This is a genomic window from Brevibacterium moorei, assembly GCF_024580735.1.
GTDB lineage: Bacteria > Actinomycetota > Actinomycetes > Actinomycetales > Brevibacteriaceae > Brevibacterium > Brevibacterium moorei.
The window spans coordinates 25,530-48,956 of sequence record NZ_JANIJX010000010.1 but is presented as its reverse complement, the minus strand read 5'-3'; the positions used below and the strand labels follow the sequence as shown (position 1 = coordinate 48,956).

Below are 23,427 nucleotides of genomic sequence, written 5' to 3'. Positions count from 1 at the left end.
TCAAGGTATTTCCCAAACCGTGGGTCCGCCGTTGGTCCGCCCGTGGGTCCAACCACGGGTCCGAACGGCGGACAGCCCGTTCGCCCGAACCGGGGCTCGACCGGACTCCGTCGGCATCGCGTCGAGGCCGCGTAGAGTGGGCCGCGTGAGTATCGAGATCGCCCCCGTGCCCCAGACCGTCATCGACGCCGTGATCGCCCGTGCCCTGGACGAGGACGCCCCCACCGGCGACCTCTCCGCGCAGACCTTCGTCCCCGCCTCCCTGACCACCACGGCCAGGGTCCTCGCCCGCGAACCCGGCGTGATGGCCGGCGGTGCCGTATTCGCCACCGCCATGGAACAGGCGGCCTACCGCACCCAGGCGCCCGGCGCGCCGGCCGGAATCGTCCCGCTGGCAGCGGGCGCCGCCGGCACCGTGTCCGTCCGACAGCTGGTCGCCGAGGGCGCCCCGTTCTCCACCGGAGACGCACTCATCGAGGTCTCCGGCCCCGCCCACGCGGTGCTGCTGGGCGAGCGCACCGGTTTGAACCTGCTGCAACGCCTGTGCGCGATCGCCGCGCTGACCGCGCGCTATGTGGCCGCTGCGAACGCCGGCCGGGCGCAGTCCGACCCGGAGCACGGCACCACGGCACGTCCGGTGCGCGTGGTCGACACCCGCAAGACCACCCCGGGCCTGCGCACCCTGGAGAAGTACGCGGTGCGCGCAGGCGGCGGGCACAATCATCGCGCCGGCCTGTCCGACGCGGTGATGCTCAAGGACAACCACCTGGCCCTCCTGGGCGAGGGCGAGGCGCTGACCGCCGCCCTGCGCGCCGGCAAGGAGAAGCTGGGCCACACCACGCACCTGGAGGTCGAGGTGGATCGTTTCGAGCAGATCGAACCCGTGCTGGCCGCCGGTGTGGACACCATCATGCTGGACAACTTCGGCCCGGCCGAACTGGCCCGCGGCGTGGCCCAGGTGGCCGGGCGCGCCCTGGTCGAGGCCTCGGGCGGGGTGAACCTGGAGACGATCGGGGCGATCGCCGCCAGCGGGGTCGACATCGTCTCCGTCGGCGCGCTGACGCATTCGGTGGTCAACCTGGACCTGGGCCTGGACACCGTCGAGGACGTGCTCACCGTCTGAGCCGACCGCGTTATAGTGGAGGGACAACGACAGGGGAGCGCCACAAGGGGCGCTGAGAGTGCAGTGAACTGCAGACCCTCGAACCTGCTGCGGTTAGGACCGCCGAAGGAAGTCGAGTTCTCTTTCCCCTCCTGATCATCACAGGAGGCGAGCATGACCGATCATGCTGTCCACAATTCCGTGTCCACCCGCAGCACCTTCCGCTGGCGAGTCGTCGACATCGTCACCGCATCCGTGCTCGGCGTGGTGTGCGGACTGATCTTCTGGCTGTGGGCCGCGGCCTGGAGCTTCGTCGAACCGCTGTTCGCATTCTTCCCGCCGGCCTCCGGCCTGCTCAGCGCCGGCTGGGTGCTGGCCGGACCACTTGCCGGACTCATCATCCGCAAACCGGGCGCGGCCCTCTATGCTGAGGTATTGGCCGCCATCGTCGAGGCCACGCTGGGCTCCCACTTCGGCTTCGGCGCGATCATCTCCGGGCTCTGTCAGGGGCTGGGCGCCGAACTCGCGTTCACGGTCCTGGCCTACCGCCGCTTCGGCTTCGGCACCGCGCTGTTCTCCGGCGCGCTGGCCGGCCTGGCCCTGGGCCTGAACGAGAACCTGCTGTACAACACCGAATGGCTGCCCGCGTGGAAGTTGACGTATCTGGGCACGACCGCGGTATCCGGACTGGTGATCGCGGGTGTGCTCATGTGGGCGGCCGTGAGGGCACTGGCACGTACCGGCGCGCTGTCCGCATTCGCAGCGGGCAGGGCGAAACAGGAGGTTTGAGACTGTGAGCGTTGAAGCGACGACCCGGGGCGGCACACCACCGCGCGCCGTGGGGAACCGGCTGAGCTGGCGGGTCGTCGACATCGTCACGGCATCCGTGCTGGCGGTGGTCTGCGGCGTCATCTACTGGATCTGGTCGGCCGGCTGGACCTTCATCACCCCGGCCTTCGCGGCCTTCCCGCCCGGCGACGGGATCCTCTCGGGCACCTGGGTGCTGGCCGGGCCCCTGGCCGGGCTCATCATCCGCAAGCCGGGTGCTGCCCTCTACGCCGAGGTCCTGGCCGCCGTGACCGAGGCCGTGCTGGGCTCCCACTTCGGGTTCTCCATCCTGCTGACCTCCCCCATTCAGGGACTGGCCGCGGAGCTGGCCTTCGCCGTCTTCGCCTACCGCCGCTTCGGCTTCCCGGTCGTGCTGTTCTCCGGATTGCTTACGGGTACGGCGCAGGGCTGCATCGACAATATCGTTCTCTACGCCGAATGGCTGCCCGTGTGGAAGACGTCCAGGATCGCGTTCTGCGCGGTCTCCGGGCTGCTCATGGCCGGCCTGTTCGTGTGGTGGATCGTGCGCGTCCTGGCCCGCGCCGGAGCACTGACCGCATTCGCCGCCGGGCGCGGTGCCGACGAAGCGCCAGGCTCCCGCGGTTCCGCAGCCGAGGCCACTGCCGGTTCCGACCGAACGCGCGCCACCGCGACCGGCGCCCCGACCGGTACCTCGGCCAGCGGCTCCCCCGCACCGGGCGCCTCGGCCGACGGGCAATCCGACGTAACCGACCGGAGACCGGATGACCCCGCCGTCGTCCCTGCCGAGGTCGTGGCCAGGGACTTCTCCTACCGGCACGCCGGCCGCAAACGCGCGGCCTTCTCCCACCTGTCCCTGACGATCCCGGCCGGCCAGAAGGTATTGCTGGCGGGGGCCTCGGGCGCGGGGAAGTCGACTTTCCTGCACGCTCTGGCAGGGGTCCTGCCGGCCGAATCCGGCTACGCCACCGGAGAACTGCTGGTCGCGGGTGCGGCCCCCGACCCGACTCGCGGGACCTGCGGCCTGGTGCTCCAGGACCCCGATTCGCAGGCGGTCATGTCCAAGATCGGCCACGACGTCACCTTCGGGCTGGAGAATCTGCGGGTGCCCGCCGAACAGATCCCCGCCAGGGTCGCCCGCGCCCTTGACCTGGTGGGCCTGGACTATCCGCTGGACCACCCGACCACTGCCCTGTCAGGCGGGCAGAAGCAGCGCCTGGCAATCGCCGGGGTCGTCGCGATGCGCCCTGGCCTGCTGATCCTCGACGAGCCGACCGCCAACCTCGACCCCGAGGCCGCCGTGGCCATCCGCGATGTCATCGTCGACGCCGCCACCGCGACCGGCGCCACCGTGGTGCTGGTCGAACACCGCCTGCCGCTGTGGGCCGAACACGTGGACCGGATCGTGGTGCTCGGCGCCTCGGCCGACGACGCCGAGGGCACCCGGATCATCGCCGACGGATCGCCCAAGGCGGTGCTCGGCGATGAACTGCTGCGCCCGCACCTGCGCGCGGCGGGCCTGTGGCTGCCAGGCGAGGCGGTCGAGGTCCCCGACGACATCCCCGACGGCTCCCTTGGCACCACCGACACCGGGCAGATCGCCGCGGTGGGCGCTGCCGGCCGGGACGCCCCCGGTGGGGACGCCGCAAGCGGTGTGGCCCCCGCACAACCCCTGCTGTCCACCCATGCCCTGCAGGTGGGCCGCGAGTCCCGCGCCGTGGCACGGGTGCCGGGACTCGAGCTGCACCCCGGCACGGTGCTGGCGGTGCGCGGTCCCAACGGCGCCGGCAAGACCACCACCGCACTGACCCTGGCGGGCCTGCTTCCTCCGGTGGCGGGCGATGTCGTGGCCGGTGAGGGCCTGGTGCGCCTGCCCGGTGCCGCGCGGGTTCCGAAGTCCACCCATCCGGGCGAGTGGAGTTCCAAGGAGCTGGTCGAACGGATCGGCATGGTCTTCCAGGAACCCGAACATCAGTTCATGCGGCCCAGCGTGCGCGCCGAACTGGAATACGGCCCGCAGCGGGCGGGCTGGGCCGAAGCCGATGTCGCCGCGCGCACCGCGCAGTTGCTCGACGCGCTGCGCCTGACACCCCTGGCCCAGGCCCACCCCAACACCCTGTCAGGCGGTGAGAAGCGCCGGCTCAGCGTGGCCGCGATGATCGCCGCGCGCCCGCCCGTGCTCATCGTCGACGAGCCGACCTTCGGCCAGGACGCCCTGACCTGGGGCGCGCTGGTGGAGCTGTTCGAGGAGCTGATCGCCGGCGGCACCGCGATCGTCGCCGTCACCCATGATGCGGACTTCGCCACTGCGATCGGCGCGCGCACCGTGCACGTCGACCAGGTGGGGAACGCTGGGAGGCGGGCATGACCTCGGCCCCGGAAACCGACACGGTGCGCACGAGCGCTGCGGACTTCGCGCCCGCCGCGGGCTGGGTCATGCGGATCAACCCGGTGGCCAAGATCGCCGTGATGGCGCTGCTGACCCTGGGCGTGATCCTGAGCATCGACGTGGCCTCGGCCTCGACCATGTTCGTGCTGCAACTGATCGCGCTGCCGTTGATCCGGCTGCGCTGGAAACTTCTGTCGCGCCTCTGGTTCCTGCCCCTGACGGCCCTGTTGGCCGGTTGGGGCACCGCGATCCTGGCAGCCAAGACCGGCACGGTGCTGGTGGACCTGGGGCCGCTGACGATCACCAGCTATTCGGCGTCCATGGGCCTGGCGATTTTCCTGCGCGCCATGTGCATGATGCTGCCGTGCGTGGTGCTGGTGCTCACCATTGACTCCACGGAGTTGGCCGATGCGCTGGTCCAGCTGTGGCACCTGCCCGAACGCGTGGTGCTGGCGGCCCTGGCCGCCAGCCGCCTGCTGGGCCTGTTCGCGGCCGAACTCGACACCCTGCGGATGGCCAGGCGGGCGCGGGGCGCGGCCTTCACCGGGCCCCTGGCCAAGGTCGCAGAGTTCTTCCCGCTGGCCTTCGCCCTGCTGGTCCAGGCGCTGCGGCGCTCGGGGAAGCTGGCGATGGCGATGGAGGGCCGTGCCTTCGGTACCGCGCAGCGGACCTGGTCGCGCAAGTCCCGATTGGTGGGCGCTGACTGGCTGTTCATGACAGTGGCCTTCCTGATGGCCGTGCTGTCGATCGCCACGGCCTTCTGGGCGGGCACCTGGAACCCGATCGTGTGAGGCGAGCCGGGGCCTCGGCCCGTGCGCGGTAGCGGCCCGCCGGGTTCGGGCGGAGCCGCCGCTCAGGGCCACCCGGTGCAGCCCGGGGTGCGGCGCCGGGATTGTGACCGGCGTCGCAACGCGTGGCAGGATGAGGGCATGACGCGTACTGCACTGGATTTCGACGACAACTGGTTCGACCCGGAGGAGCTCGTCGAGTTCCGCCGCCGTCTGCCGATCACCTACGTCAACGCGGTCCCCGTCCAGGTCGACGATATGGGCCGGGTCGAGCGCATCGGCCTGCTGCTGCGCACTCTGGCCAGCGGCAAGCTGGGCCGGGAGATCGTGGGCGGGCGGGTGCGCTACCACGAGTCCCTGCGCACGGCGCTGATGCGCCATGCGGAGAAGGACCTGGGTCCGCTGGCCCTGCCCGAGGTCCCCGCCTCGCTGACCCCGTTCCACGTCGCCGAATACTTCCCCACCGAGGGGATCGGGCGCTACCACGATCCACGCCAGCACGCGGTCGCGCTGTGCTACATCCTGCCGGTGCGCGGGGAATGCGCCCCGCAACAGGACACCCTGAGCCTGGACTGGCTGACTCCGGCCGAGGCCCTGCGCGATGACATCGTCACGGATATGGCAGGCGGCCAGGAGCACATCGTGCGCGCCGCCCTGGCCCACCTGGGCGTGCTGCCCTGAGGATCGGCGTGAGGCAGGGCTGCTGAGAGAGGAGGGCCGCGATGGGCGATGTCCGCATGCAGATCACCCGGCCCGGCATTTCCCTGGCCGAGGCCACCGCACTGGCCCCGCAGGTCCGCGAGTGGCTGCGCTCCGAGGGATTCGCCGACGGGAGCCGGCGATTCGGCGACTGGATGTACGAAGGCAGCTTGGGCGACTACATCGGTCCCTGGATTCTGGGCACTCACGAGGGTCGACTCATCCACGATGTGCCCGTGTGCGTGATCGTGGGCTGGAAGCACTACCTGGCCGAGGCCGGCTATCCGGCCGTCGTCACCGCCTGTACCGCGTGCGGGGCCGCATCGCCGGGCGAGGCGGAGATGGAGCGGGTCTACCGGGACTGGTGGGCTGACCCAGCCGTTTCCCCACGAGTGATCTGTCGGGAATGCGGCCACGGCGAGGCCCTGACCGACCGTGATCTGGAGGACGTCGAGGTCATCGCGCCCCTGGCGATCACCCTGGGCTCCGCAGTAGCTGCAGACCAGATAGTCGATGACATCGCGGAGCGCTTCGGCGGCCACTGGTTCCTCAGCGCCTACCGGCTGTAACCTCCGCGATATATGGCCCGGGTTACCATCGCATATGCCCGAACTCGCCCTCCGCCCCATGACCACCGCCGACTGGCCCGCCGTGCGCTCGATCTACGCCGCCGGCATCGCGACCGGCAACGCCACATTCCAACCGGAACCACCGAGCTGGGAGGACTTCGACGCCGGACACCTGTGCGCTCATCGACTGGTGGCGGTCGAGGAGGCAGACGGAGTGCTCGGCTGGTGTGCCGTATCGCCCACGTCCTCGCGAGCCGTCTATTCCGGGGTCGTGGAGCACTCGGTCTACGTCTCCCCAAGCGCCCAGGGCCGCGGAGTGGGCCGGGAACTTCTGCACGCCCTGCTGGAAACCACCTCGGCCGCGGGTATCTGGACCGTGCAGGGCTCGGTCTTCCCGGAGAACACGGCCAGCCTGGCCCTGCACCGGTCCATGGGCTTCCGCGCGGTGGGCCGCCGCGAGCGCATCGCGCGCATGGACTACGGCCCCTATGCCGGACAGTGGCGCGACACCATCCTCATCGAGCACCGCGTTCGCGCCTAGGCCACCCGGGCACAGGTTCCGCAGCGGCCCTCAGCATGTTCACAGTTTCAGCCCGCGGGAACTCCCAGGCAATCTCTTCCTAGGCTGGTCCCATGCCCAGACTACGCATCGAGATCCCGGCGACCGACCGCGTCGAAGCCAAACGGATCGCAGCCGACTACCAACGGGGAAGACCCCACCGAGGTCTTGAGGAAGAGGTGGAGCAATCCGCCTGGGATCGGGGTCGAACTCCCCTAAGCCGTCCCACCTTCATCGGTCTGACGAATGGGGATCAGCCCCTCTACAAATTCGACATCGAGGTCGAGTCCGTGGTGTGAGCTGACACCGGGCCAGACGCACATTGGATACCATCAATCACGCAAAGCGATGATGAGTAGCGGCAAATGCAATTCGACGACGTCGCGGACAACATCCACGTCGACTCCGAAATACTGGTGGACCAGGATGTTGCGGAACCCGCGAATCTCCGGCCAGGCGATCTCCGGATGTGCATCCGTAATCTCCTGCGGCAGGTGGTTGGCCGCCTCACCGATGATCTGCAGATTCCGCTCTATGGCATCCTCAGCCATGTTGACCAGATCCGGAGAACCACTGTCCAATGCGGCAACATACCGCTGACACCGTTCAACGGCCCCGATGATGTCGGTGATCCGTTCGCCTGGTCCACGGCTCACAGCGGCACTGCGTCCGCGAGCGCCGTCGCGGAGACCGGCCGTTTGAGTAATTGCACGGGAAAGATGTCGATATCGTCTCGGCCGAACAGCAGGCGAGTCTCCTCCATGAGCCCGGATGCTCGCATGAGCAGGTTCCCATCTGCGGGATCCATTTCCACCAGGATGTCGATATCGCTGCCTGAATGCGCGGTGCCGCGGGCCACGGAGCCGAAGAGCAGAGGATTCCTCGCAGAGTACTTCACCAGAAGCGCCTGGAATTCACCGCGGCGCTCTTCTATGAGGCGCCGCAGCGAACAAGTCTCAGGTGTCACGGACATGTCTAAAGAATAACCGCCGCCCGACCGCTTGGACAGAGGGCGGCAGCAGACGCCTCGGGCCCGGGGAATCCGCGATGTGCGGGGTGCCCCGGGCCCGGGATTCGCGCGGCAGCGCTCAGTTATGCAGCAGCGCTCAGCAGTACTGCGCTCAGTCGATCTGCAGTGCTCAGTCGATCTGCAGTTCGCCCATCGGCTCCCAGCCGGTGCCGTCGACCTGGCGGGACACGATCTGCGGCGTGTGCTTCAGGTGCGGGCGCATGGATTCCAGCCCGGCGGCGAAGTGATCGCTGCTGACGTGGGGACCGGCGCCCTCGTCGGTGAAGCACTCGACCAGGTAGTACACGTTCGGCTCTTCGATACTGCGCGACCATTCGAAGAAGTTGTTGCCGTCCTCCGCGCGGGTGGAATCGGTGAACTCCTTGACGATCTGCGGCCAGGCCTCCACGCTTTCGGGCTTGACATCGTATTTGACGACGATGAAGTACATTCGTCCTCCTAGGTATTCGTGCTTCGGTGTTCTGCGGGCGGCATGCCGTCCGCACACCCATCTTCCCCACTATCCGATCACATCGGCGCCCGCCCTGTCACGCCCCGGTTCTCACCGCGCGATAATCCGTCGTGTGCCAGAATCGGGGCATGAGCACAACAGTCGATGAAGACCTCCTGCTTGCCTCCGATCCCGCGTCTGCGCCTGCTCCGACTGCGTCCCCGAGCCCCGAGCCCTGCGGCACCGTGCACCGTGCGATCGCGATCCTCGAAGCGGTGGCCGAGCACGGATCCTCGACGGCCAAGTCGATCTCAGAGCACACCGGCATCCCCGTGCCGACCGTGTACCGGCTGGCCAAGGAGCTGTGCGCCGAGGACTATCTGGTCCACCTGCGCCAGGAGAAGCGCTTCGCCCTTGGCTACCGACTGCACCGCCTGGCCGGGCGCCTGCACGCGGATCTGGGGGTCCGGCCCGCCGTGCGCAGGGAGATCGACCGGCTGCACGCGGCGACCAAGATGGCCGCCTATCTGGCGATCCACCGCGGCAGCGAGTTCGTGGTCGCCTATGTCGCGGACTCCCCCGCCTGTCCGCGCATCAAGCCGATGAAGTTCGGTTTCCGGGAGAACCCGCATGCCACGGCCTTCGGCAAGCTCGGCCTGTCGGATGCGGACTCCGCAGAACGGATTCGGATCCTGGGCCCCGGCCCCCTGCCCAACCTCACCCCCAAGACGCTCACCACCACCACTGCCCTGGACGAGGAACTGGAGCGGGTCGCGACCTCGGGGATCGCCTGGGAGTACGAGGAGTTCTCGCCGGGGACCACGTGTGCTGCCGTCCCGCTGCGCGACGCCGCGGGCACGCTGATCGGCTCTGTGGCCGTTTCCGCGCCCAGCCCGCGCTACCGGGGCCAGCGCACCCACGTGGAGCACCTGTTGCGGGCCGCGGCCGAACGCACCGGCCGGATCTACCGCCTGGGCGCCTGAGCCGGGGCCGAGGTCCCCGCCCGGTGCCGCGGCGCGCTGCCTCGCGCGCAGCGGGTCCGGACTCACGGCGGCCCGGGGCCGCGGCCTCGGCGGAATGAATCTCACCCCGCGATAATGGCGGGTTCCGCGGGCCGCCCGAGCCGTCTAGCCTGGCTGCACAGGTCAACGACGACTCAAGGAGGCAGGCATGTCCGAGTACGGACCACTTCCGTCCAAATATCCCCAGCTCAACCAGATGGAGTTCACTCCGCAGGCCAAGGAGACGCTGGTGCACATCATCCGCACCGCGTTCCCGCACAAGAACTTCCCCGACGGCCCCTACCAGCGGATGGCCGAGAGGATCATCGAAATGGCCGATGAGTCCCGCTGGTTCCGGCTCAAACTGATCCAGGGCGTGCAGACCCTCGATTCACTGGCCGGCGGGTCCTTCACCTCGCTGGCCCCCGATGGCGCCACCGCCGTGCTCAAGCAGGTCGAGCGCACCGAGTTCTTTGGCTTCATCCGCCGTTCCACCGTCCTGGAGATGTACGAGGACGAAGAGGTGTGGCAGGCCCTGGGCTATGAGGGCCCCAGCTTCGATCAGGGCGGCTACATCAATCGCGGCTTCAACGACCTGGACTGGTTGGACGAACCGCGCGTCGAGGAATCGGCCGAGGTCATGCCCGATCTGCGCAACGCCGGGCCGGTGGCCGGCAGTGTCACTGAATCGGATGCGGCGGAGGCCAACAACGCCGGTGGCACGACGGGCTCCGGCGCTAAGACAGAGGGGAAGTGAGTCCGATGGCGAACATCGATCAGAACGAAGAGGCCATCGTCATCATCGGCTCGGGTGCCGGCGGAGGCACCCTGGCCTATGAGCTGACGGCCAAGGGCCTGCCGGTGGTGGTGCTCGAGGCCGGGCCCTATCTGCGCAACGAGGACTACCTGAACCTCGAGTGGGAGGCATTCAACCAGATGGCCTGGCTGGACCCGCGCACCACCTCGGGCAGCTGGCGTGTCGCCCAGGACTTCCCGAACCTGCCCGCCTGGATCGTCAAGGCCGTGGGCGGGACCACCACCCACTGGTCGGGCGCAACACCGCGGTTCAAGGCCCACGAGTTCAAGACCCGCAGCGTCTACGGACACCTCGACGGGGCCAATCTGCTCGACTGGCCGATCAGCCTGGCCGACCTGGAGCCCTATTACGACCGGGCGGAGAAGGCAATGGGCTCAACCCACCGGCACGGCCGTCCACCGTTGCCGGCGAACAACAACTACAAGGTGCTGGCAGGGGGCGCCGAACAGCTCGGCTACAAGCACTATGCGACCGGCCCCTACGCCACGAACGCCGAACCCTATGATGGACGGCCCGCCTCGATCCAGGACGGCTTCAACTTCCAGGGCGATAAGAACAAGTCCAAGTGGTCGACGATGGTCAGGGAGATCCCCCGCGCCCAGGAGACCGGACTGCTGGACCTGCGTCCGGAATCCCAGGCCATCCAGATCACCCACGACTCCTCCGGCCGCGCCGATGCCGTGGTCTATCTGGACTCCGAGGGCAATATGCACAGGCAGGCCGCCAAGCTCGTGTGTCTGGCGGGCAACTCGATCGAGACCCCGCGCCTGCTGCTGATGAGCGCCACTGCGCAGTTCCCCAACGGCCTGGCGAACTCCTCAGGCCAGGTGGGCCGGAACTACATGCGGCACCTGACGGGATCCGTCTATGCCCAGTTCGACAAGCCGGTGAGCATGTATCGGGGCGAGACGATGGCGGGCCTGATCGCCGACGAGTCCGTCCACGATCCCTCGCGCGGATTCGCAGGCGGCTTCTACATGGAGACGATCTCCCTGAGGCCGGCATTCCTGGCGTCCTTCGTGGAGCCGGGTCTGTGGGGTAAGGCCTTCACCGACATCATCGACGCCTACAAGAACACCGCGGGTATGTGGATCGTGGGCGAGGACATGCCGCAGGAGTCCAATGCCGTGACCCTCAACGGATCGGTCCAGGACGCCTTCGGACTACCCGTGCCCAATGTCCACTTCGACGATCACACGAATGATCTGGCGATGCGCGAATACGGTTATCAGCACGCTCAGGCGCTGTATTCCGCCGTGGGGGCGAAGAGTTCGCACCGGACCCCGCCATATCCTTCGACCCACAATCTGGGCACTGCCCGGATGAGTGAGCGGCCCGAGGACGGGGTGGTCGACAAGTGGGGCAGGGCCCACGATGTGCCGAATCTGTTCATCTCCGACGGATCCGTGTTCACCACCTCGGCGGCGGCGAATCCGACGCTGACGATCGTTGCCCTGGCGATCCGGCAGGCCGAATACATCGCCGACCAGCTGAAGTCCGCGGGTATCTGAGCCGGGGCCCTACAGCAGCGAGTGGCGCCCGCCCGCATCGATTCCGACGGGGCGGGCGCCTTCGTCGTCCTCGTCCGGGCCCCGGGCTGCGTCCCCGCCGGCCCGGCCCGGGCGGGCGATGCAGACCAGGAAGTCCGAGTCCGGGCCGAAGGGGTCCAGCTGCCAGGTGGAGAAGCGCTGTTGGATGCCCAGGCCGGCGGCGGACAGGTCGGCGAAGAAGTCCTCGAACTCGTAGCCGCGGCCGGCACCGAAGCCCACCACCAGTTTGCCGTCGTCGGCCAGGCGCAACGCCAGCGAGGCGATCGCCGAGGCCCGGCGCGCGGGGTCCAGGAAGGCCATCACATTGCCGGCGGAGAACACCACGTCGAAGCGGCGGTCCAGCGGACCGTCCGGCTCGACCTCGAGCTTCTCCAGATCGCCCACCAGCCATTCGCCTGCGGGGTAGTCGTCCTGTGCGGCGGCCACCAGCACGGGATCCAGATCGACGCCCACCACGGAATGCCCGGCCGCCAGCAGACTGCGGCTGGCACGGCCGGTGCCGCAGCCGGCGTCCAGGATGGTCGAGCCGCGCTGGGAGATCGCATCGATCAACCGGCCCTCGCCGTCGATGTCGTGACCGGTGCGCTCCAGTTCCTTCCACCGATCGGCGTAGCTCTGCGAGTGCTCCGGGTTGTTCGCGACGATGGCGCGCCAGCGGTTCTTACTCATGGCGCCCAGTTTACTTCCCGTCCCCACCCACGCCCCCTGTTCGTCCACTACTTGACGAAATGGTGAATGGGAGCGCTCCCGCACGATGTTTCCGACATTTCGGTAAGTAGTGGAACTCTGGGGGACGCGGGGCGGGGAGGCGTGTCAGTGGCTCGTGCGATGCTGGGGGCATGGCTAAATCGTCTTCGGTCTATCAGTGCACGGACTGCGGCTACCAGTCCCCCAAATGGCTGGGCCGCTGCCCGCAGTGCCACCAGTGGGGCACGCTGGAGGAGGGGAACTCCACCTCTGCCGCGGTGCGCACGAAGGTGGCCAAACCCGTCCCCGGCAGGCAGGCGCAACGAATCAGCGACATCGATCCGCAGACCGCCACCGCCTGGCCCACCGGAGTGGGCGAACTCGACCGGGTGCTCGGCGGCGGCTTCGTGCCAGGGGCCGTGGTGCTGCTGGCCGGGGAACCTGGCGTGGGCAAGTCCACCCTGCTGCTGGACGTGGCGGCCAGGGCGGCGCGGGCGAAGTCCAAGGTTCTATACGTCACCGGCGAGGAATCGGCAGGGCAGGTGCGGCTACGGGCCGGGCGGATCAATGCGCTGGAGGACAATCTGCTGTTGGCCGCGGAAACGGACTTGGGCACCGTGCTGGGCATGGTGGAGTCCGAAGCCCCCGATCTGCTGGTGGTGGACTCCGTGCAGACCCTCGCATCAGCAGAGGTCGAAGGCGTGCCCGGCGGTGTGACCCAGGTACGGGAAGTGGCGGCGGCCGTCATCCGCACCGCCAAGACACATGCCATTCCCACGGTGCTGGTCGGCCACATCACCAAGGACGGCAACGTCGCCGGCCCCCGCCTGTTGGAGCACCTGGTGGACGTGGTCTGTTCCTTCGAAGGCGACCGACATTCCCGGCTGCGCCTGCTGCGCGCTTTGAAGAACCGCTTCGGCCCCACGGACGAGGTGGGCTGTTTCGATATGACCGAGGGCGGCATCGAAAGCCTGGAGGATCCCTCCGGCCTGTTCCTCAGCCGTTCGGGCAAGGCCGCACCCGGCACCTGCCTGGCCGTCACCCAGGAGGGCCGCCGCCCCCTGGTGGTCGAGGTCCAGGCCCTGGTGGCCGAGGCCGCAGGCGGTTCCCCGCGCCGTACCGTTTCCGGGGTGGACGGTTCCAGGGTGGCGATGAACCTGGCCGTGCTCTCGAAGACCCTGGAGAACTCGACCAAACAGGACGTGTTCGTCTCCACTGTGGGTGGGGCAAAGGTCACGGAACCGGCCACAGACCTGGCGGTGTGCCTGGCCCTGGCTTCGGCGATGGCGAACCGGCCGGTCTACAGCAGGCTGGTGGCCATTGGTGAAATCAGCCTGTCCGGGGAGATCCGCCGGGTCCCCGATGTGGGCCGCAGGCTCTCGGAGGCGGCTCGCCTGGGCATCACCAATGCGGTGGTGGCCAGGGGCAGTCTGGAGAATGTAAAGGCGCCCGCGGGAATGCGCATCAGGGAATGCGAGGATCTGGGGGAGGCCCTGCAAGTGGTGATGCCATAGGGCCGGCCGCCCTGGCCCAGGACTCCCCCGTGCCCAGGATTCCGCCGTGCCTAGGACTCTTTGGCCTTCTCGGTGGACTTCGACGCTTCGACCTTGAAACCGGCCGGCGCGGTCGACTTGTCGCCCAGTTTCACAACCAACTGGTAGTCGCCGGCGGGAACCTCGTCGGCGACCCGATTGCACTTGTCATCAACCGATTCCATATGCCACTCCAGCTTGGCGTCCTTAGACGCACCGGCCGCGAAGGTCGCGGTCTGGTCGTCGACGGTGCCCGTCTGGCAGAAGCGCGAACTCCACACTGTCTTATCGCCCTGCTTGATCTGGAAGTCCTGCTGCTTGACGCCCACGGCGATATTGCAGGATTCCCCGCTGGCGTTCTTCACCGTCAGGGCCATCTTCACCATGCCATCGGGCTTATACGACTTCTTGTCCGTCTTAGCCGACATCTGCACCGCGCCCTCATCGCACATGCCGCTGGCCTCGTCGCCGACGGGAACCGGAGCAGTGGGCGTCGGCGTGGACGCCTCCGTCTCCTGAGCCGCCGCGGCCTGCTGGGCCGGATCGTCCTGCGCGGAGGCCTTGCCCTTCTTCAGGCCGCCGACCAGCAGGCTGATGCCCACGATGAACAGGACGACCACCAGCAGGGTGAGCACGACCAGGGCGATCCTGCGCCTGCGGTAGACTGCCGCGGGCAGTCGCCTGTGCCCCGTGAGATGTGACTGACCTTGTGCAGGGCGCGTACCGGGCCGCGCACCCCCTGGACCATTCGTGGAAGGAGACATATCCCCTTCAGCCTATCCGGCTTAGGGGGTGAGCAGACGATGACACGCTCCACCAACACCCAACTCGGCACCGAACTTCCCCATGTCCCCTCTCCTGTCCTGAAACGTGCACACGGGGCGATCACCTCGTGGTTCGCCGCGCACGCCCGCGACCTGCCATGGCGACGCCCCGGCACCACCGCATGGGGTGTGCTGGTGTCCGAGGTGATGAGCCAGCAGACTCCCATGTCGCGGGTGGCGCCCCGCTGGGAGGCATGGATGGCCCGTTGGCCCGAACCAGCCGACCTGGCCGCGGCCCCCACCGCCGAGGTGCTCAAGATGTGGGACACCCTGGGCTACCCCCGCCGGGCCCTGCGCCTACAGGAGTGCGCCGCCGCCGTCGCGGCCCTGCCCGGGTCCGAGGTACCCGGTGACGTCGACGAACTCCTGGCCCTGCCCGGCATCGGCACCTACACGGCTGCGGCGGTCACTTCCTTCGCCTATGGGCGGCGGGTCGCAGTGCTCGACGTCAACATCCGCAGGGTGCTGGCCAGGGCCTTCCGCGCCCTCGAGCACCCCAAGGCGGCCCTGTCGAAGCGGGAGCAGGCCTGGGCCCTGGAGCTGGTGCCACGCGGGGAAGACGTGCCAGGGCCGCCGGCCCATGTCGCGTGGAACGCGGGACTGATGGAGCTCGGCGCGCTGGTGTGCACCTCGCACAATCCGGACTGTGCTGCCTGCCCGCTGGCCGCCGACTGCACCTGGCTGCGCGCGGGGAGGCCCGCGGCGCCTGCGGCGCACAAGCCCAAGACACAGGCCTGGGCCGGCACTGACCGGCAACTGCGCGGGGCGATCATGGCCGTGCTGCGCCAGGCCGGGCCGGCGCCGGTCCCCGTCGATCTGTTCACCGCTCCGGTGCTCCGCTTCGATCCCACCGCCATGGAGTCCTTCGACGCCGCCGTGCAGAAGGCGATCATGCGGGTGCGGGAACTGGGAAATGAGGAACGAACCTCGGGCCTAATTGCCGATCTGGTCTCCGACGGCCTCGCCCGGGTCTCAGAAAGTGGGATCACACTGCCCTGATACTGGGACAATCGCGATATGAGTGAGACAATCGGGGCATGACAATACTTCGATCCAGAACAGTCACGCACGGTCGCAATATGGCCGGTGCAAGGGCGCTGCTGCGCGCCGCAGGGGTCGATTCGAAGGACTTCGGCAAACCGATCATCGCGGTTGCCAACAGCTTCACCGAATTCGTCCCGGGCCACACCCACCTGCAGCCGGTGGGGCGCATCGTCAGCGACGCCATCAAGGAAGCCGGCGGCATTCCGCGCGAATTCAACACCATCGCCGTCGACGATGGCATCGCGATGGGCCACAACGGCATGCTCTACTCGCTGCCCAGCCGTGAGCTCATCGCCGACGCCGTCGAATACATGGTGGAGGCGCACCGCGCTGACGCCATCGTGTGCATCTCGAACTGCGACAAGATCACCCCGGGCATGTTCATGGCCGCCATGCGCCTGAACATCCCCGTCGTCTTCGTCTCCGGTGGGCCGATGGAGGCCGGCCGGACCACGTTGACCGACGGGTCGATCAAGACGCTGGACCTGATCGACGCGATCAGCGAGGCGGCCAACGACGATGTCTCCGATGAGGATATGAACCTCATCGAGCAGAACGCCTGCCCCACCTGCGGATCCTGCTCGGGCATGTTCACCGCCAACTCGATGAACTGCCTGACCGAGGCCATCGGCCTGTCACTGCCCGGCAACGGCTCGACCCTGGCCACGCACACCGCCCGCCGCGCCCTGTATGAAAAGGCCGGCCAGACGGTCGTGGATCTGTGCCACCGGTACTACGACGAGGGCGACGAATCCGTGCTGCCGCGCAATATCGCCACGCAGAACGCCTTCGACAACGCCATGGCCCTGGACATCGCGATGGGCGGATCGACCAACACGATCCTGCACCTGCTGGCCGCGGCCCAGGAAGGCGGCGTCGACTACGACCTCGAGGACATCGACGAGCGTTCGCGCAACGTCCCGTGCCTGGCCAAGGTCGCACCGAACACCATCAACGGCAAGACCTTCTACGTCGAGGACGTCCACCGGGCAGGCGGCATCCCCGCACTGCTGGGCGAGCTCAACCGCGCGGGCCTGTTGCACCAGGACGTCCACTCGGTCCACTCCCCCAGCCTGAACCAGTGGCTGGACGACTGGGATGTGCGCGGTGGCAAGGCCACCGACGAGGCCTGGCAGCTGTGGCATGCCGCCCCCGGCGGCGTGCGGTCCTCCAAGGCCTTCAGCCAGTCCAATGAGTGGACAGAACTGGATCTGGACGACCAGAACGGCTGCATCCGCGCCTTCCCGCATGCCTACACCAAGGATGGCGGGCTGGGCGTGCTGCGCGGCAACCTGGCTCCCAACGGCGCTGTGGTCAAGACCGCGGGCGTGGACGAATCCATCTGGCACTTCGAGGGCCCGGCCGTGGTCTGCGAATCCCAGGAGGAGGCGGTCCAGAAGATCCTGGACAAGACCGTCAAGGAGGGCGACGTCGTCGTCATCCGCTACGAGGGCCCCAAGGGCGGCCCGGGTATGCAGGAGATGCTGCACCCGACCTCGTTCCTCAAGGGACGCAAGCTGGGCAAGAAGTGCGCACTGATCACCGACGGCCGTTTCTCCGGCGGCACCTCGGGCCTGTCGATCGGCCATATGTCGCCCGAGGCCGCGGCCGGTGGCGATATCGCGCTGATCGAGGACGGGGACCAGATCCTCATCGACATCCCTTCGCGCAAGCTGGAGCTGATGGTCGATGACGCAGAGCTGGACCGCCGTCGCGAGGAGCTCAAGGCCAATGGCGGTTTCAAGCCGAAGAACCGCGACCGCCAGGTCAGCCGGGCGCTGAAGGCCTATGCACTGTTGGCGACCTCGGCCGACAAGGGCGCAGTGCGCAATACGGAGCTGCTGGACGCCTGACCGCTTGGTCGGCGCTGCAATAGTCGCCGATGAGCGCAGGAACGGCCTCGGGCCACGTGGATCACCCGTTATTTCGGGTGGCCCATGTGGCCCGAGGCCGTTTTCGCGCCTTCCGCTCGGTCCGGTCCGAACTGCCCGGCTGCGGTCCCATATCAGCCGGTGCCGGCGATGGTCCGCAGGACGTCCAGATGGGCCCGCCAGCGCTTAAGGCCCTCCGGGCTCAGGGACACCGTGGTGCGCGGCCGCTTGCCCACGAACCCCTTGGACACCCGCACAAACCCATCCTTCTCCAGTTCCGAGATCTGCTTGGACAGTGCGGAATCGCTGATGTGCAGATCGTCCTTGAGGTCCGCGAAGGAACTGCGTTCCACCGCGGCCAGCGCCGCCACCAGGGAGAATCGCACGGGATTGGCCAGAGCGGGTTCCAGGGCGAAACGCGGGTGGGTCCGCTGCGGTCCCTCAGCCTCCCCCTGATTCCGCACGGGCATCAGGCGCCTCCTCGGGATGCGGTTCCACGGGTTCCGTCTATGCGGGGCCGACGCGAGTATCCGGCCTCCGTGGCCACCGCGATGACCAGCAGCGGCAGAAACAGCGGTGCGATCCACAGGAGTGCGGCCTGCGGAACCACCACGAGCCCCAGGATCCACAGCACTGCCCAGCATCCGATGTAGATCGACCAGCGCAGGCCCATCCCGCGGCGCCAGCGCTCCCGGAACAGGAACAGGATCACGATGGCGACTGCGATCCAGGCGAGGAGGAAGATGAGCAGCGTGGTTTCCAGCGACAGCGAGCCCGGCTGCGACACCTCGGAGATGTCGAAGTAGCGGGCCAGCAGGTACAGGGATGCGGCTGCGCACATGATTCCCAGGGAGATCAGCGCTGCGGGGACCGGGGTGGGCGTGTTCCGTTCGGCATCCCCCACCCGGTCCAGCAGTTCTCCGGCCTGCTGTGCGGACAGGGCCCGATCATCTGCGGCTCCCGAGTTCGCGGCCTCCGGGCGGCCACGCCCCACTCCGGCATTTGATTCTGGTTCGCGTTGCATGGCTGGGCTCCTTTGCCTCGTTGCGTGTCTGCGATCTAATGCTTTCCATTAGAGCATTCACTTTCCAACCTGGCAACTACTTTCATGCGGAGAGGTACTTCGCGGTCACGCTCTCCCCGGCAGCATCCGTGGACTTCGCACCGGCGGCCAGCTGCTCCGGGGTACCGGTGGCCACGATCCGGCCGCCGTCGGCACCACCGCCTGGCCCCATATCGATCAGGTGGTCGGCATTGGCGATGACGTCCAGATCGTGCTCGATCACCACGACGGTGGCCCCGCCGTCGATCAACCGCTGCAGCACCCGCAGCAGGGTCTGCACGTCCAAGGGGTGCAGGCCGATCGAGGGTTCGTCGAAGACGAACAGCGCATCGGACTGGTCCCGGCCCACCTCGCCGGCCAGCTTCAGCCTTTGTGCCTCGCCGCCGGACAGAGCGGTGGTCGCCTCGCCCAGGGTCAGATAGCCCAGGCCAAGTTCGACCAGGGTCTCCAACACCCTGGCGGCCTTCTTCAACCCCGGGGTACCGCACAGCGCGGCGGCGGCCTCGCGCACGCTCAGGCCCAGGACCTGCGGCAGGGTGAGCGTCGCGCCGGGCTCGGCGCTGGCACCTCCATCTCCGGCTGCTAACTCCAGGCGCACCCCGTCGGCCCGCGCGCCGTAGCGGGAGCCATGGCACACGGCGCACTCCATGTCGATGTCCGGCAGGAACTGCACGTCCAGGCTCGTCTGCCCGGTGCCGTCGCACTCGCTACAGCGCAACTCGCCGGTGTTGTAGGAGAAGGCCCCCGCTTTCAACCCGGCCGCTTTGGCAGCCGGGGTCTTCGCATAGGCGCGCCGCAGCTCGTCCATCACCCCGGAATATGTCGCCACCGTCGAGCGCACGTTCACCCCGATCGGGCTGGCGTCGACCACATTGACCCGTTTGATGCCCGCGGGGTCGATGTGCGTGACGTGCTCCGGCAAATCACCACCGGCCGCCCGCAGGGCCGGAACCAGGGATTCGAGCACCAGGGTGGTCTTGCCAGAACCGGACACCCCGGTCACCGCGGTCAGCCTGCCGATCGGCACCTCCACATCCAGGGCGTGCACGGTGTGCAGCGGTGCGGTGCCCAGGCTCAGGCTCCCGTGGGCGAACACCTCCCCAGTGGGCACGTACGCGCGCACCCGCTCCGGCGCCTCGGCCCTGATGAATGGTGCGATCCGGGACCGCTCCTCGCACAGCATCTGATCCAACGGACCCTGGGCTACGACCCGGCCGCCCTCGGAGCCGGAGCCGGGGCCGATCTCCAGCAGCCAGTCCGCCTCGCGCAGCACCTGCACATCGTGGTCGACGACGATCACGGAGTTCCCGTCGGCCAGCAGCCGGCGGATCACCTCGAGCAGGCCTCGAATGTTCGATGGGTGCATGCCGATCGAGGGCTCGTCGAGCACATAGAGCACCCCGGTGGTCTCATTGCGCACGGCCCGCGCCAGTTCCGCGCGCTGCCGCTCGCCGGTGGACAGGGTGGACTGGGCGCGGTCGAGGCCCAGGTAGCCCAGCCCCAGGTCCATGAGCATTCCGGCGGTGTCGAGGAACTGTCCGCCGATCCCGGCTGCCATGGCGCGCAGTCCGGGCAGCTCTTCGGCCGCGGGCCGTGGCGCGGTGGACGCGGTGTCTGCGTCACTACCCCCGAACAGCCGCTGGGGCAGGTCCCGGATCCAGGCGGCCGTGCGGGCCAGCGGCCAGGCGCTGACCTGGGCCAGGTCGTACCCGTCGACGTCAATGGCGCGGACCCGCTCGTTGAGCCGGGTGCCGTGGCAGTCGGGGCAGGTCTGGACGGAGAGGAAGCGGTTGATGCGGTTCAGGCCCTTATCGGTCTTGGCCTTGTGCAGGGCTTCGACGACGGTGTCGTGGGCATTGTGGTAGACGGCGTTGAACTGGAAGACCTTGCCGCTCTTCGACGGCACGGTCACCTCCCTGGACACGGCCTCGCCGGCGAACACCAGGTCCCGTTCCCGATCACTCAGCCGGGAGAAGGGCACGTCGGTGCGCACGCCCAGGGCCTGGGCGACCTGCCCCATGACGCGCAGCCCGAACAGCTGCCAGGGAAGCACTGCACCGGCCTCGATCGACGGGGACTCATCGGGGACCAGAGTCGTGTCGTCGACCAGGCGCACGGTCCCGGTACCCGAGCACCCGGGGCAGGCGCCGGCGGAGTTGAAGGCCAGGGCCTCGGCGCCCAGGCCGAAGAAGCGCGCGTCGCACACCGGGCAGACGATCTCGTGTTCGCGGGCCACGTTCGAAGTCGGTGCCACATGGTGGCCGTTCGGGCAGGCCTGGGAGCCGATGCGGGAGAACAGCAGGCGCAGCGCGTTGAGCAGTTCGGTGGAGGTGCCGAAGGTCGAGCGGATGCCGGCCTGGCCGGGGCGCTGGCGCAGGGCCAGGGCCGCCGGCACGTGTCTGACACTGTCAACGGCCGGGCGCGAGGCCTGGGTCAGGCGGCGGCGCGTATAGGTTGACAACGCCTCGAGATAGCGCCGCGAGCCCTCGGCATAGACCACGCCCACGGCCAAGGAGGACTTGCCGGACCCGGAGACCCCGGCCACCGCCACCAGCTTCCCCAGGGGGATGTCGACGTCGATGTCGGCCAGGTTGTGGACCCGGGCCCCACGGACCTCGATGACCTGCGGTTGTTCTGACATGCGGCGGTTCGCTCCCTTCGCTCCGGAGCCCGGCCGAGGCCCGTCCTGAGCCCGTCCGGAGTCACTCCAAGTGGACGATCATCCTCGTATTGCCCAGGGTATTCGGTTTGACCCGAGCCAGGTCCAGGAACTCGGCGGTGCCCTCATCGTGCGAGCGCAGCAGTTCGCCGTAGACATCGGGCGATACGGGTGTGCCCTCGATCGCCTCGAAACCCAGGCCGGCGAAGAAGCTGGTCTCGAATGTCAGGCAGAACACCCGGGACACCCCGATCGCGCGGGCGTCGGCCAGCATCTGGGTGATGAGCGCCCGGCCCACCCCGCGGCGGCGGTAGTCCGGGTTCGTCGCGACCGTGCGGACCTCGGCCAGGTCGGTCCACAGCACGTGCAGGGCGGCACAGGCGACCAGGGTCTCCGTCCCGTCCGCGTGCAGGTCGACGACCAGTTGGAATTCCGGCAGGGCCTCGAAGTAGTTGACGTGGTCCTTCTCCACCAGGATCCGCTGGTCCACCAGCGGGGCGACCAGCGCACGGATCGCTGCGACATCGGCCACGCGGGCGCGGCGGATGTACAGGCCGCCGGGCAGCGGGCGCGGGGCGAAGTGGTCAGCGGAGTCGGTGTCGGCCGTCATGCGTTCATTCTTCCATTCGTCGGCGGTGGTCGTTTGGGGACCGTGGTGGTTCAGGCGAAGACCTCATCGTCCGTGCGCTGCGGGGCCAGGGCCAGACAGACCAGGCTGAGCAGGGACATGGCCACGAGCATGATGATGACGGACCAGATCGAGTGTGTCGCCCCGTACAGGCCGGTGGCCAGCAGTGGGGTCAGGCCCGACCAGATGGCCGCGGCCACGCTGTAGGAGAACGACAGGCTGGTCTGGCGCGATCCCGGTTTGAACATCTGCGACATGATCGCCGAGATGGGTGCCCAGGAGCCGTTGACGGCCACGCGGGTCAGGGCGAAGAGCAGGAAGATCAGCCAGACCGGGCCGGTGGACAGGGTGAGGAACATGGGAATGGACAGGGCGCAGAACGCGAAGAGCGATACGGCCATGGTGCGCTTGCGTCCGATCTTGTCGGCGAACCAACCGATGATCAGGGTGGAGATCAATTCGCAGAAGGACGCCACTGACAGCACGCGCAGGAACAGATTGGCGTCCATATGGATATCGGACAGCTCGCCGGTGGCGTAGCTGGTGGCGAACGTTGTGATGACGTAGTACCCGGCACCGGAGATCGGCGTCAGGCCCACGGCCAACAGCATGGCAGGCCAGTTCTCCTTGATCGCCTGGACCAGGGGCAGTTTCGGCTTGTCGCCCGATGCCGCGCGGGCCGCCAGCTCCTGCTTGAACACCGGGGTCTCCTCGACCGTGCGGCGGACCCAGTAGCCCACGGCGATCAGCACGGCCGACACCAGGAAGGGGATGCGCCAGCCGCCGGATTCCAGGAATTCCGAGCCGTGCATGGTCAGCAGGGCGAAGATGCCCGATGACAGCAGGGCGCCCATCGCATTGCCCACCTGGGGGAAGGCACCGTAGAAGCCCTTGTACTTCTCCGGCGCGTTCTCCACGGCCAGCAGCACGGCGCCGCCCCATTCGCCGCCCACCGCCAGGCCCTGCACGACCCGCAGCAGCACCAACAGGATGGGAGCACCGGCGCCCAGGGTCTCGTAGACGGGCAGACAGCCCACCAGCATCGTGGACACACCCATGATGAGCAGGGTGAGCACCAGGGACTTCTGCCGCCCGATCCGGTCGCCGATGTGGCCGAACACGATCCCGCCCAGGGGCCGGACGAAGTAGCCGACCGCATAGGTGGCGAAGGACGCCAGGACTCCCACGAAGGCGTTCTGTTCGGGGAAGAACAGCTGTGGGAACACCAGCGCGGCGGCGGTCGCGTAGACGTAGAAGTCGTACCACTCGATCGAGGTTCCGACGAACGAGGCGACTCCGGCCTTCATCGCCTTCTTATGGCTGAATTCCGGGGGCCGGGGTGTGGCTACTGGGGCCTGGTTGGTCATAGTTCCTTCGC

At 68.1% G+C, this 23,427-nt stretch carries 24 protein-coding genes and 1 riboswitch; of the genes, 14 read left to right on the top strand and 10 right to left on the bottom strand.

All coding sequences use genetic code 11. From position 1 onward, the window contains the following. Positions 1–145: 145 nt before the first annotated feature. From nadC to NQ034_RS08280, 8 genes are all read left to right on the top strand, one after another. Positions 146–1,123: a carboxylating nicotinate-nucleotide diphosphorylase gene (gene nadC / locus NQ034_RS08315; protein WP_257048221.1), complete on the top strand. Its 978-nt coding sequence runs from the start codon at positions 146–148 to the stop codon at positions 1,121–1,123. Between the two features lie 21 nt (positions 1,124–1,144). Further along, a riboswitch (TPP riboswitch) is annotated at positions 1,145–1,251 on the top strand. Positions 1,252–1,276: 25 nt separating this feature from the next. Next, positions 1,277–1,891, top strand: a complete 615-nt coding sequence (locus tag NQ034_RS08310) for an ECF transporter S component (RefSeq protein WP_257048220.1) — start codon at positions 1,277–1,279, stop codon at positions 1,889–1,891. Positions 1,892–1,895: 4 nt separating this feature from the next. Beyond that, a complete protein-coding gene (locus NQ034_RS08305; protein WP_257048219.1) occupies positions 1,896–4,277 on the top strand; it encodes an ECF transporter S component in 2,382 nt (793 codons plus the stop codon). Then, positions 4,274–5,089: an energy-coupling factor transporter transmembrane component T family protein gene (locus NQ034_RS08300; RefSeq protein WP_257048218.1), complete on the top strand. Its 816-nt coding sequence runs from the start codon at positions 4,274–4,276 to the stop codon at positions 5,087–5,089. The genes NQ034_RS08305 and NQ034_RS08300 overlap by 4 nt, the downstream gene beginning before the upstream one ends. Before the next feature lie 138 nt (positions 5,090–5,227). Further along, entirely contained in the window at positions 5,228–5,767 is a 540-nt protein-coding gene (locus NQ034_RS08295; RefSeq protein WP_257048217.1) for a DUF4916 domain-containing protein, read from the top strand. Between the two features lie 41 nt (positions 5,768–5,808). Then, positions 5,809–6,354: a hypothetical protein gene (locus tag NQ034_RS08290; RefSeq protein WP_257048216.1), complete on the top strand. Its 546-nt coding sequence runs from the start codon at positions 5,809–5,811 to the stop codon at positions 6,352–6,354. A 34-nt stretch (positions 6,355–6,388) separates the two neighbouring features. Next, positions 6,389–6,895 (top strand): GNAT family N-acetyltransferase, encoded by a 507-nt coding sequence (locus tag NQ034_RS08285; protein WP_257048215.1) that lies wholly within the window; start codon positions 6,389–6,391, stop codon positions 6,893–6,895. 92 nt (positions 6,896–6,987) lie between these two features. Continuing rightward, positions 6,988–7,212, top strand: a complete 225-nt coding sequence (locus NQ034_RS08280; RefSeq protein ID WP_257048214.1) for a hypothetical protein — start codon at positions 6,988–6,990, stop codon at positions 7,210–7,212. A gap of 33 nt (positions 7,213–7,245) precedes the next feature. Here the strand turns inward: NQ034_RS08280 and NQ034_RS08275 are convergent, their stop codons facing one another. The 3 genes from NQ034_RS08275 to NQ034_RS08265 form a co-directional block, all read right to left on the bottom strand. After that, complete coding sequence (locus NQ034_RS08275; RefSeq protein WP_257048213.1) at positions 7,246–7,569, bottom strand: HepT-like ribonuclease domain-containing protein; 324 nt, start codon at positions 7,567–7,569, stop codon at positions 7,246–7,248. Further along, positions 7,566–7,886, bottom strand: a complete 321-nt coding sequence (locus NQ034_RS08270; protein WP_257048212.1) for a nucleotidyltransferase family protein — start codon at positions 7,884–7,886, stop codon at positions 7,566–7,568. Before NQ034_RS08270 ends, NQ034_RS08275 begins: the two co-directional genes overlap by 4 nt. A gap of 166 nt (positions 7,887–8,052) precedes the next feature. Next, on the bottom strand, positions 8,053–8,373 hold the full coding sequence (locus NQ034_RS08265) for a putative quinol monooxygenase (RefSeq protein ID WP_257048211.1): 321 nt from the start codon (positions 8,371–8,373) through the stop codon (positions 8,053–8,055). A 149-nt stretch (positions 8,374–8,522) separates the two neighbouring features. Between NQ034_RS08265 and NQ034_RS08260 the strand changes: the two genes are divergently transcribed. The 3 genes from NQ034_RS08260 to NQ034_RS08250 all read left to right on the top strand — a co-directional run bounded on the left by NQ034_RS08260 (position 8,523) and on the right by NQ034_RS08250 (position 11,702). After that, positions 8,523–9,356, top strand: coding sequence for an IclR family transcriptional regulator (locus NQ034_RS08260; protein ID WP_257048210.1), 834 nt, complete (start codon positions 8,523–8,525; stop codon positions 9,354–9,356). 187 nt (positions 9,357–9,543) lie between these two features. Then, entirely contained in the window at positions 9,544–10,131 is a 588-nt protein-coding gene (locus NQ034_RS08255) for a gluconate 2-dehydrogenase subunit 3 family protein (RefSeq protein WP_257048209.1), read from the top strand. Between the two features lie 5 nt (positions 10,132–10,136). Beyond that, positions 10,137–11,702 (top strand): GMC family oxidoreductase, encoded by a 1,566-nt coding sequence (locus tag NQ034_RS08250; RefSeq protein ID WP_257048208.1) that lies wholly within the window; start codon positions 10,137–10,139, stop codon positions 11,700–11,702. A gap of 9 nt (positions 11,703–11,711) precedes the next feature. Here the strand turns inward: NQ034_RS08250 and NQ034_RS08245 are convergent, their stop codons facing one another. Next, on the bottom strand, positions 11,712–12,410 hold the full coding sequence (locus NQ034_RS08245) for a class I SAM-dependent methyltransferase (protein ID WP_257048207.1): 699 nt from the start codon (positions 12,408–12,410) through the stop codon (positions 11,712–11,714). Between the two features lie 170 nt (positions 12,411–12,580). Here NQ034_RS08245 and radA point away from each other — a divergent pair, with 170 nt between their 5' ends. Then, positions 12,581–13,942 carry a DNA repair protein RadA gene (gene radA, locus NQ034_RS08240; RefSeq protein WP_257048206.1) on the top strand — a complete coding sequence of 454 codons (1,362 nt, stop codon included), beginning with the start codon at positions 12,581–12,583 and terminating at the stop codon, positions 13,940–13,942. 50 nt (positions 13,943–13,992) lie between these two features. Here radA and NQ034_RS08235 read toward each other — a convergent pair whose 3' ends face one another. Beyond that, complete coding sequence (locus NQ034_RS08235; RefSeq protein WP_257048205.1) at positions 13,993–14,595, bottom strand: hypothetical protein; 603 nt, start codon at positions 14,593–14,595, stop codon at positions 13,993–13,995. A 168-nt stretch (positions 14,596–14,763) separates the two neighbouring features. On the opposite strand from NQ034_RS08235, the gene NQ034_RS08230 reads away from it, so the two are divergent. Next, positions 14,764–15,783 carry an HhH-GPD family protein gene (locus tag NQ034_RS08230; RefSeq protein WP_257048204.1) on the top strand — a complete coding sequence of 340 codons (1,020 nt, stop codon included), beginning with the start codon at positions 14,764–14,766 and terminating at the stop codon, positions 15,781–15,783. Positions 15,784–15,821: 38 nt separating this feature from the next. Next, positions 15,822–17,681 (top strand): dihydroxy-acid dehydratase, encoded by a 1,860-nt coding sequence (gene ilvD / locus NQ034_RS08225; protein ID WP_257048203.1) that lies wholly within the window; start codon positions 15,822–15,824, stop codon positions 17,679–17,681. Between the two features lie 152 nt (positions 17,682–17,833). On the opposite strand, the gene NQ034_RS08220 is transcribed toward ilvD, so the two are convergent. From NQ034_RS08220 to NQ034_RS08200, 5 genes are all read right to left on the bottom strand, one after another. Beyond that, positions 17,834–18,169 carry a winged helix-turn-helix domain-containing protein gene (locus NQ034_RS08220; protein ID WP_257048202.1) on the bottom strand — a complete coding sequence of 112 codons (336 nt, stop codon included), beginning with the start codon at positions 18,167–18,169 and terminating at the stop codon, positions 17,834–17,836. Continuing rightward, positions 18,169–18,723: a hypothetical protein gene (locus NQ034_RS08215; RefSeq protein ID WP_257048201.1), complete on the bottom strand. Its 555-nt coding sequence runs from the start codon at positions 18,721–18,723 to the stop codon at positions 18,169–18,171. Before NQ034_RS08215 ends, NQ034_RS08220 begins: the two co-directional genes overlap by 1 nt. Positions 18,724–18,805: 82 nt before the next feature. Beyond that, positions 18,806–21,403 (bottom strand): excinuclease ABC subunit UvrA, encoded by a 2,598-nt coding sequence (locus NQ034_RS08210; protein ID WP_257048200.1) that lies wholly within the window; start codon positions 21,401–21,403, stop codon positions 18,806–18,808. Positions 21,404–21,464: 61 nt separating this feature from the next. Next, positions 21,465–22,031: an amino-acid N-acetyltransferase gene (locus tag NQ034_RS08205; RefSeq protein WP_257048199.1), complete on the bottom strand. Its 567-nt coding sequence runs from the start codon at positions 22,029–22,031 to the stop codon at positions 21,465–21,467. A 50-nt stretch (positions 22,032–22,081) separates the two neighbouring features. Then, positions 22,082–23,416, bottom strand: a complete 1,335-nt coding sequence (locus NQ034_RS08200; protein ID WP_257048198.1) for an MFS transporter — start codon at positions 23,414–23,416, stop codon at positions 22,082–22,084. Between the last annotated feature and the right edge of the window lie 11 nt (positions 23,417–23,427).

Bases quoted from the DNA above. Each gene is read 5' to 3' on its own strand.
- NQ034_RS08310 (WP_257048220.1), top strand. From the start codon at position 1,277: ATGACCGATCATGCTGTCCACAATTCCGTGTCCACCCGCAGCACCTTC.
- NQ034_RS08300 (WP_257048218.1), top strand. From the start codon at position 4,274: ATGACCTCGGCCCCGGAAACCGACACGGTGCGCACGAGCGCTGCGGAC.
- NQ034_RS08295 (WP_257048217.1), top strand. From the start codon at position 5,228: ATGACGCGTACTGCACTGGATTTCGACGACAACTGGTTCGACCCGGAG.
- NQ034_RS08290 (WP_257048216.1), top strand. From the start codon at position 5,809: ATGGGCGATGTCCGCATGCAGATCACCCGGCCCGGCATTTCCCTGGCC.
- NQ034_RS08285 (WP_257048215.1), top strand. From the start codon at position 6,389: ATGCCCGAACTCGCCCTCCGCCCCATGACCACCGCCGACTGGCCCGCC.
- NQ034_RS08280 (WP_257048214.1), top strand. From the start codon at position 6,988: ATGCCCAGACTACGCATCGAGATCCCGGCGACCGACCGCGTCGAAGCC.
- NQ034_RS08270 (WP_257048212.1), bottom strand. From the start codon at position 7,886: ATGTCCGTGACACCTGAGACTTGTTCGCTGCGGCGCCTCATAGAAGAG.
- NQ034_RS08265 (WP_257048211.1), bottom strand. From the start codon at position 8,373: ATGTACTTCATCGTCGTCAAATACGATGTCAAGCCCGAAAGCGTGGAG.
- NQ034_RS08260 (WP_257048210.1), top strand. From the start codon at position 8,523: ATGAGCACAACAGTCGATGAAGACCTCCTGCTTGCCTCCGATCCCGCG.
- NQ034_RS08255 (WP_257048209.1), top strand. From the start codon at position 9,544: ATGTCCGAGTACGGACCACTTCCGTCCAAATATCCCCAGCTCAACCAG.
- NQ034_RS08250 (WP_257048208.1), top strand. From the start codon at position 10,137: ATGGCGAACATCGATCAGAACGAAGAGGCCATCGTCATCATCGGCTCG.
- NQ034_RS08245 (WP_257048207.1), bottom strand. From the start codon at position 12,410: ATGAGTAAGAACCGCTGGCGCGCCATCGTCGCGAACAACCCGGAGCAC.
- radA (WP_257048206.1), top strand. From the start codon at position 12,581: ATGGCTAAATCGTCTTCGGTCTATCAGTGCACGGACTGCGGCTACCAG.
- NQ034_RS08230 (WP_257048204.1), top strand. From the start codon at position 14,764: ATGACACGCTCCACCAACACCCAACTCGGCACCGAACTTCCCCATGTC.
- ilvD (WP_257048203.1), top strand. From the start codon at position 15,822: ATGACAATACTTCGATCCAGAACAGTCACGCACGGTCGCAATATGGCC.
- NQ034_RS08220 (WP_257048202.1), bottom strand. From the start codon at position 18,169: ATGCCCGTGCGGAATCAGGGGGAGGCTGAGGGACCGCAGCGGACCCAC.
- NQ034_RS08215 (WP_257048201.1), bottom strand. From the start codon at position 18,723: ATGCAACGCGAACCAGAATCAAATGCCGGAGTGGGGCGTGGCCGCCCG.
- NQ034_RS08210 (WP_257048200.1), bottom strand. From the start codon at position 21,403: ATGTCAGAACAACCGCAGGTCATCGAGGTCCGTGGGGCCCGGGTCCAC.
- NQ034_RS08205 (WP_257048199.1), bottom strand. From the start codon at position 22,031: ATGACGGCCGACACCGACTCCGCTGACCACTTCGCCCCGCGCCCGCTG.
- NQ034_RS08200 (WP_257048198.1), bottom strand. From the start codon at position 23,416: ATGACCAACCAGGCCCCAGTAGCCACACCCCGGCCCCCGGAATTCAGC.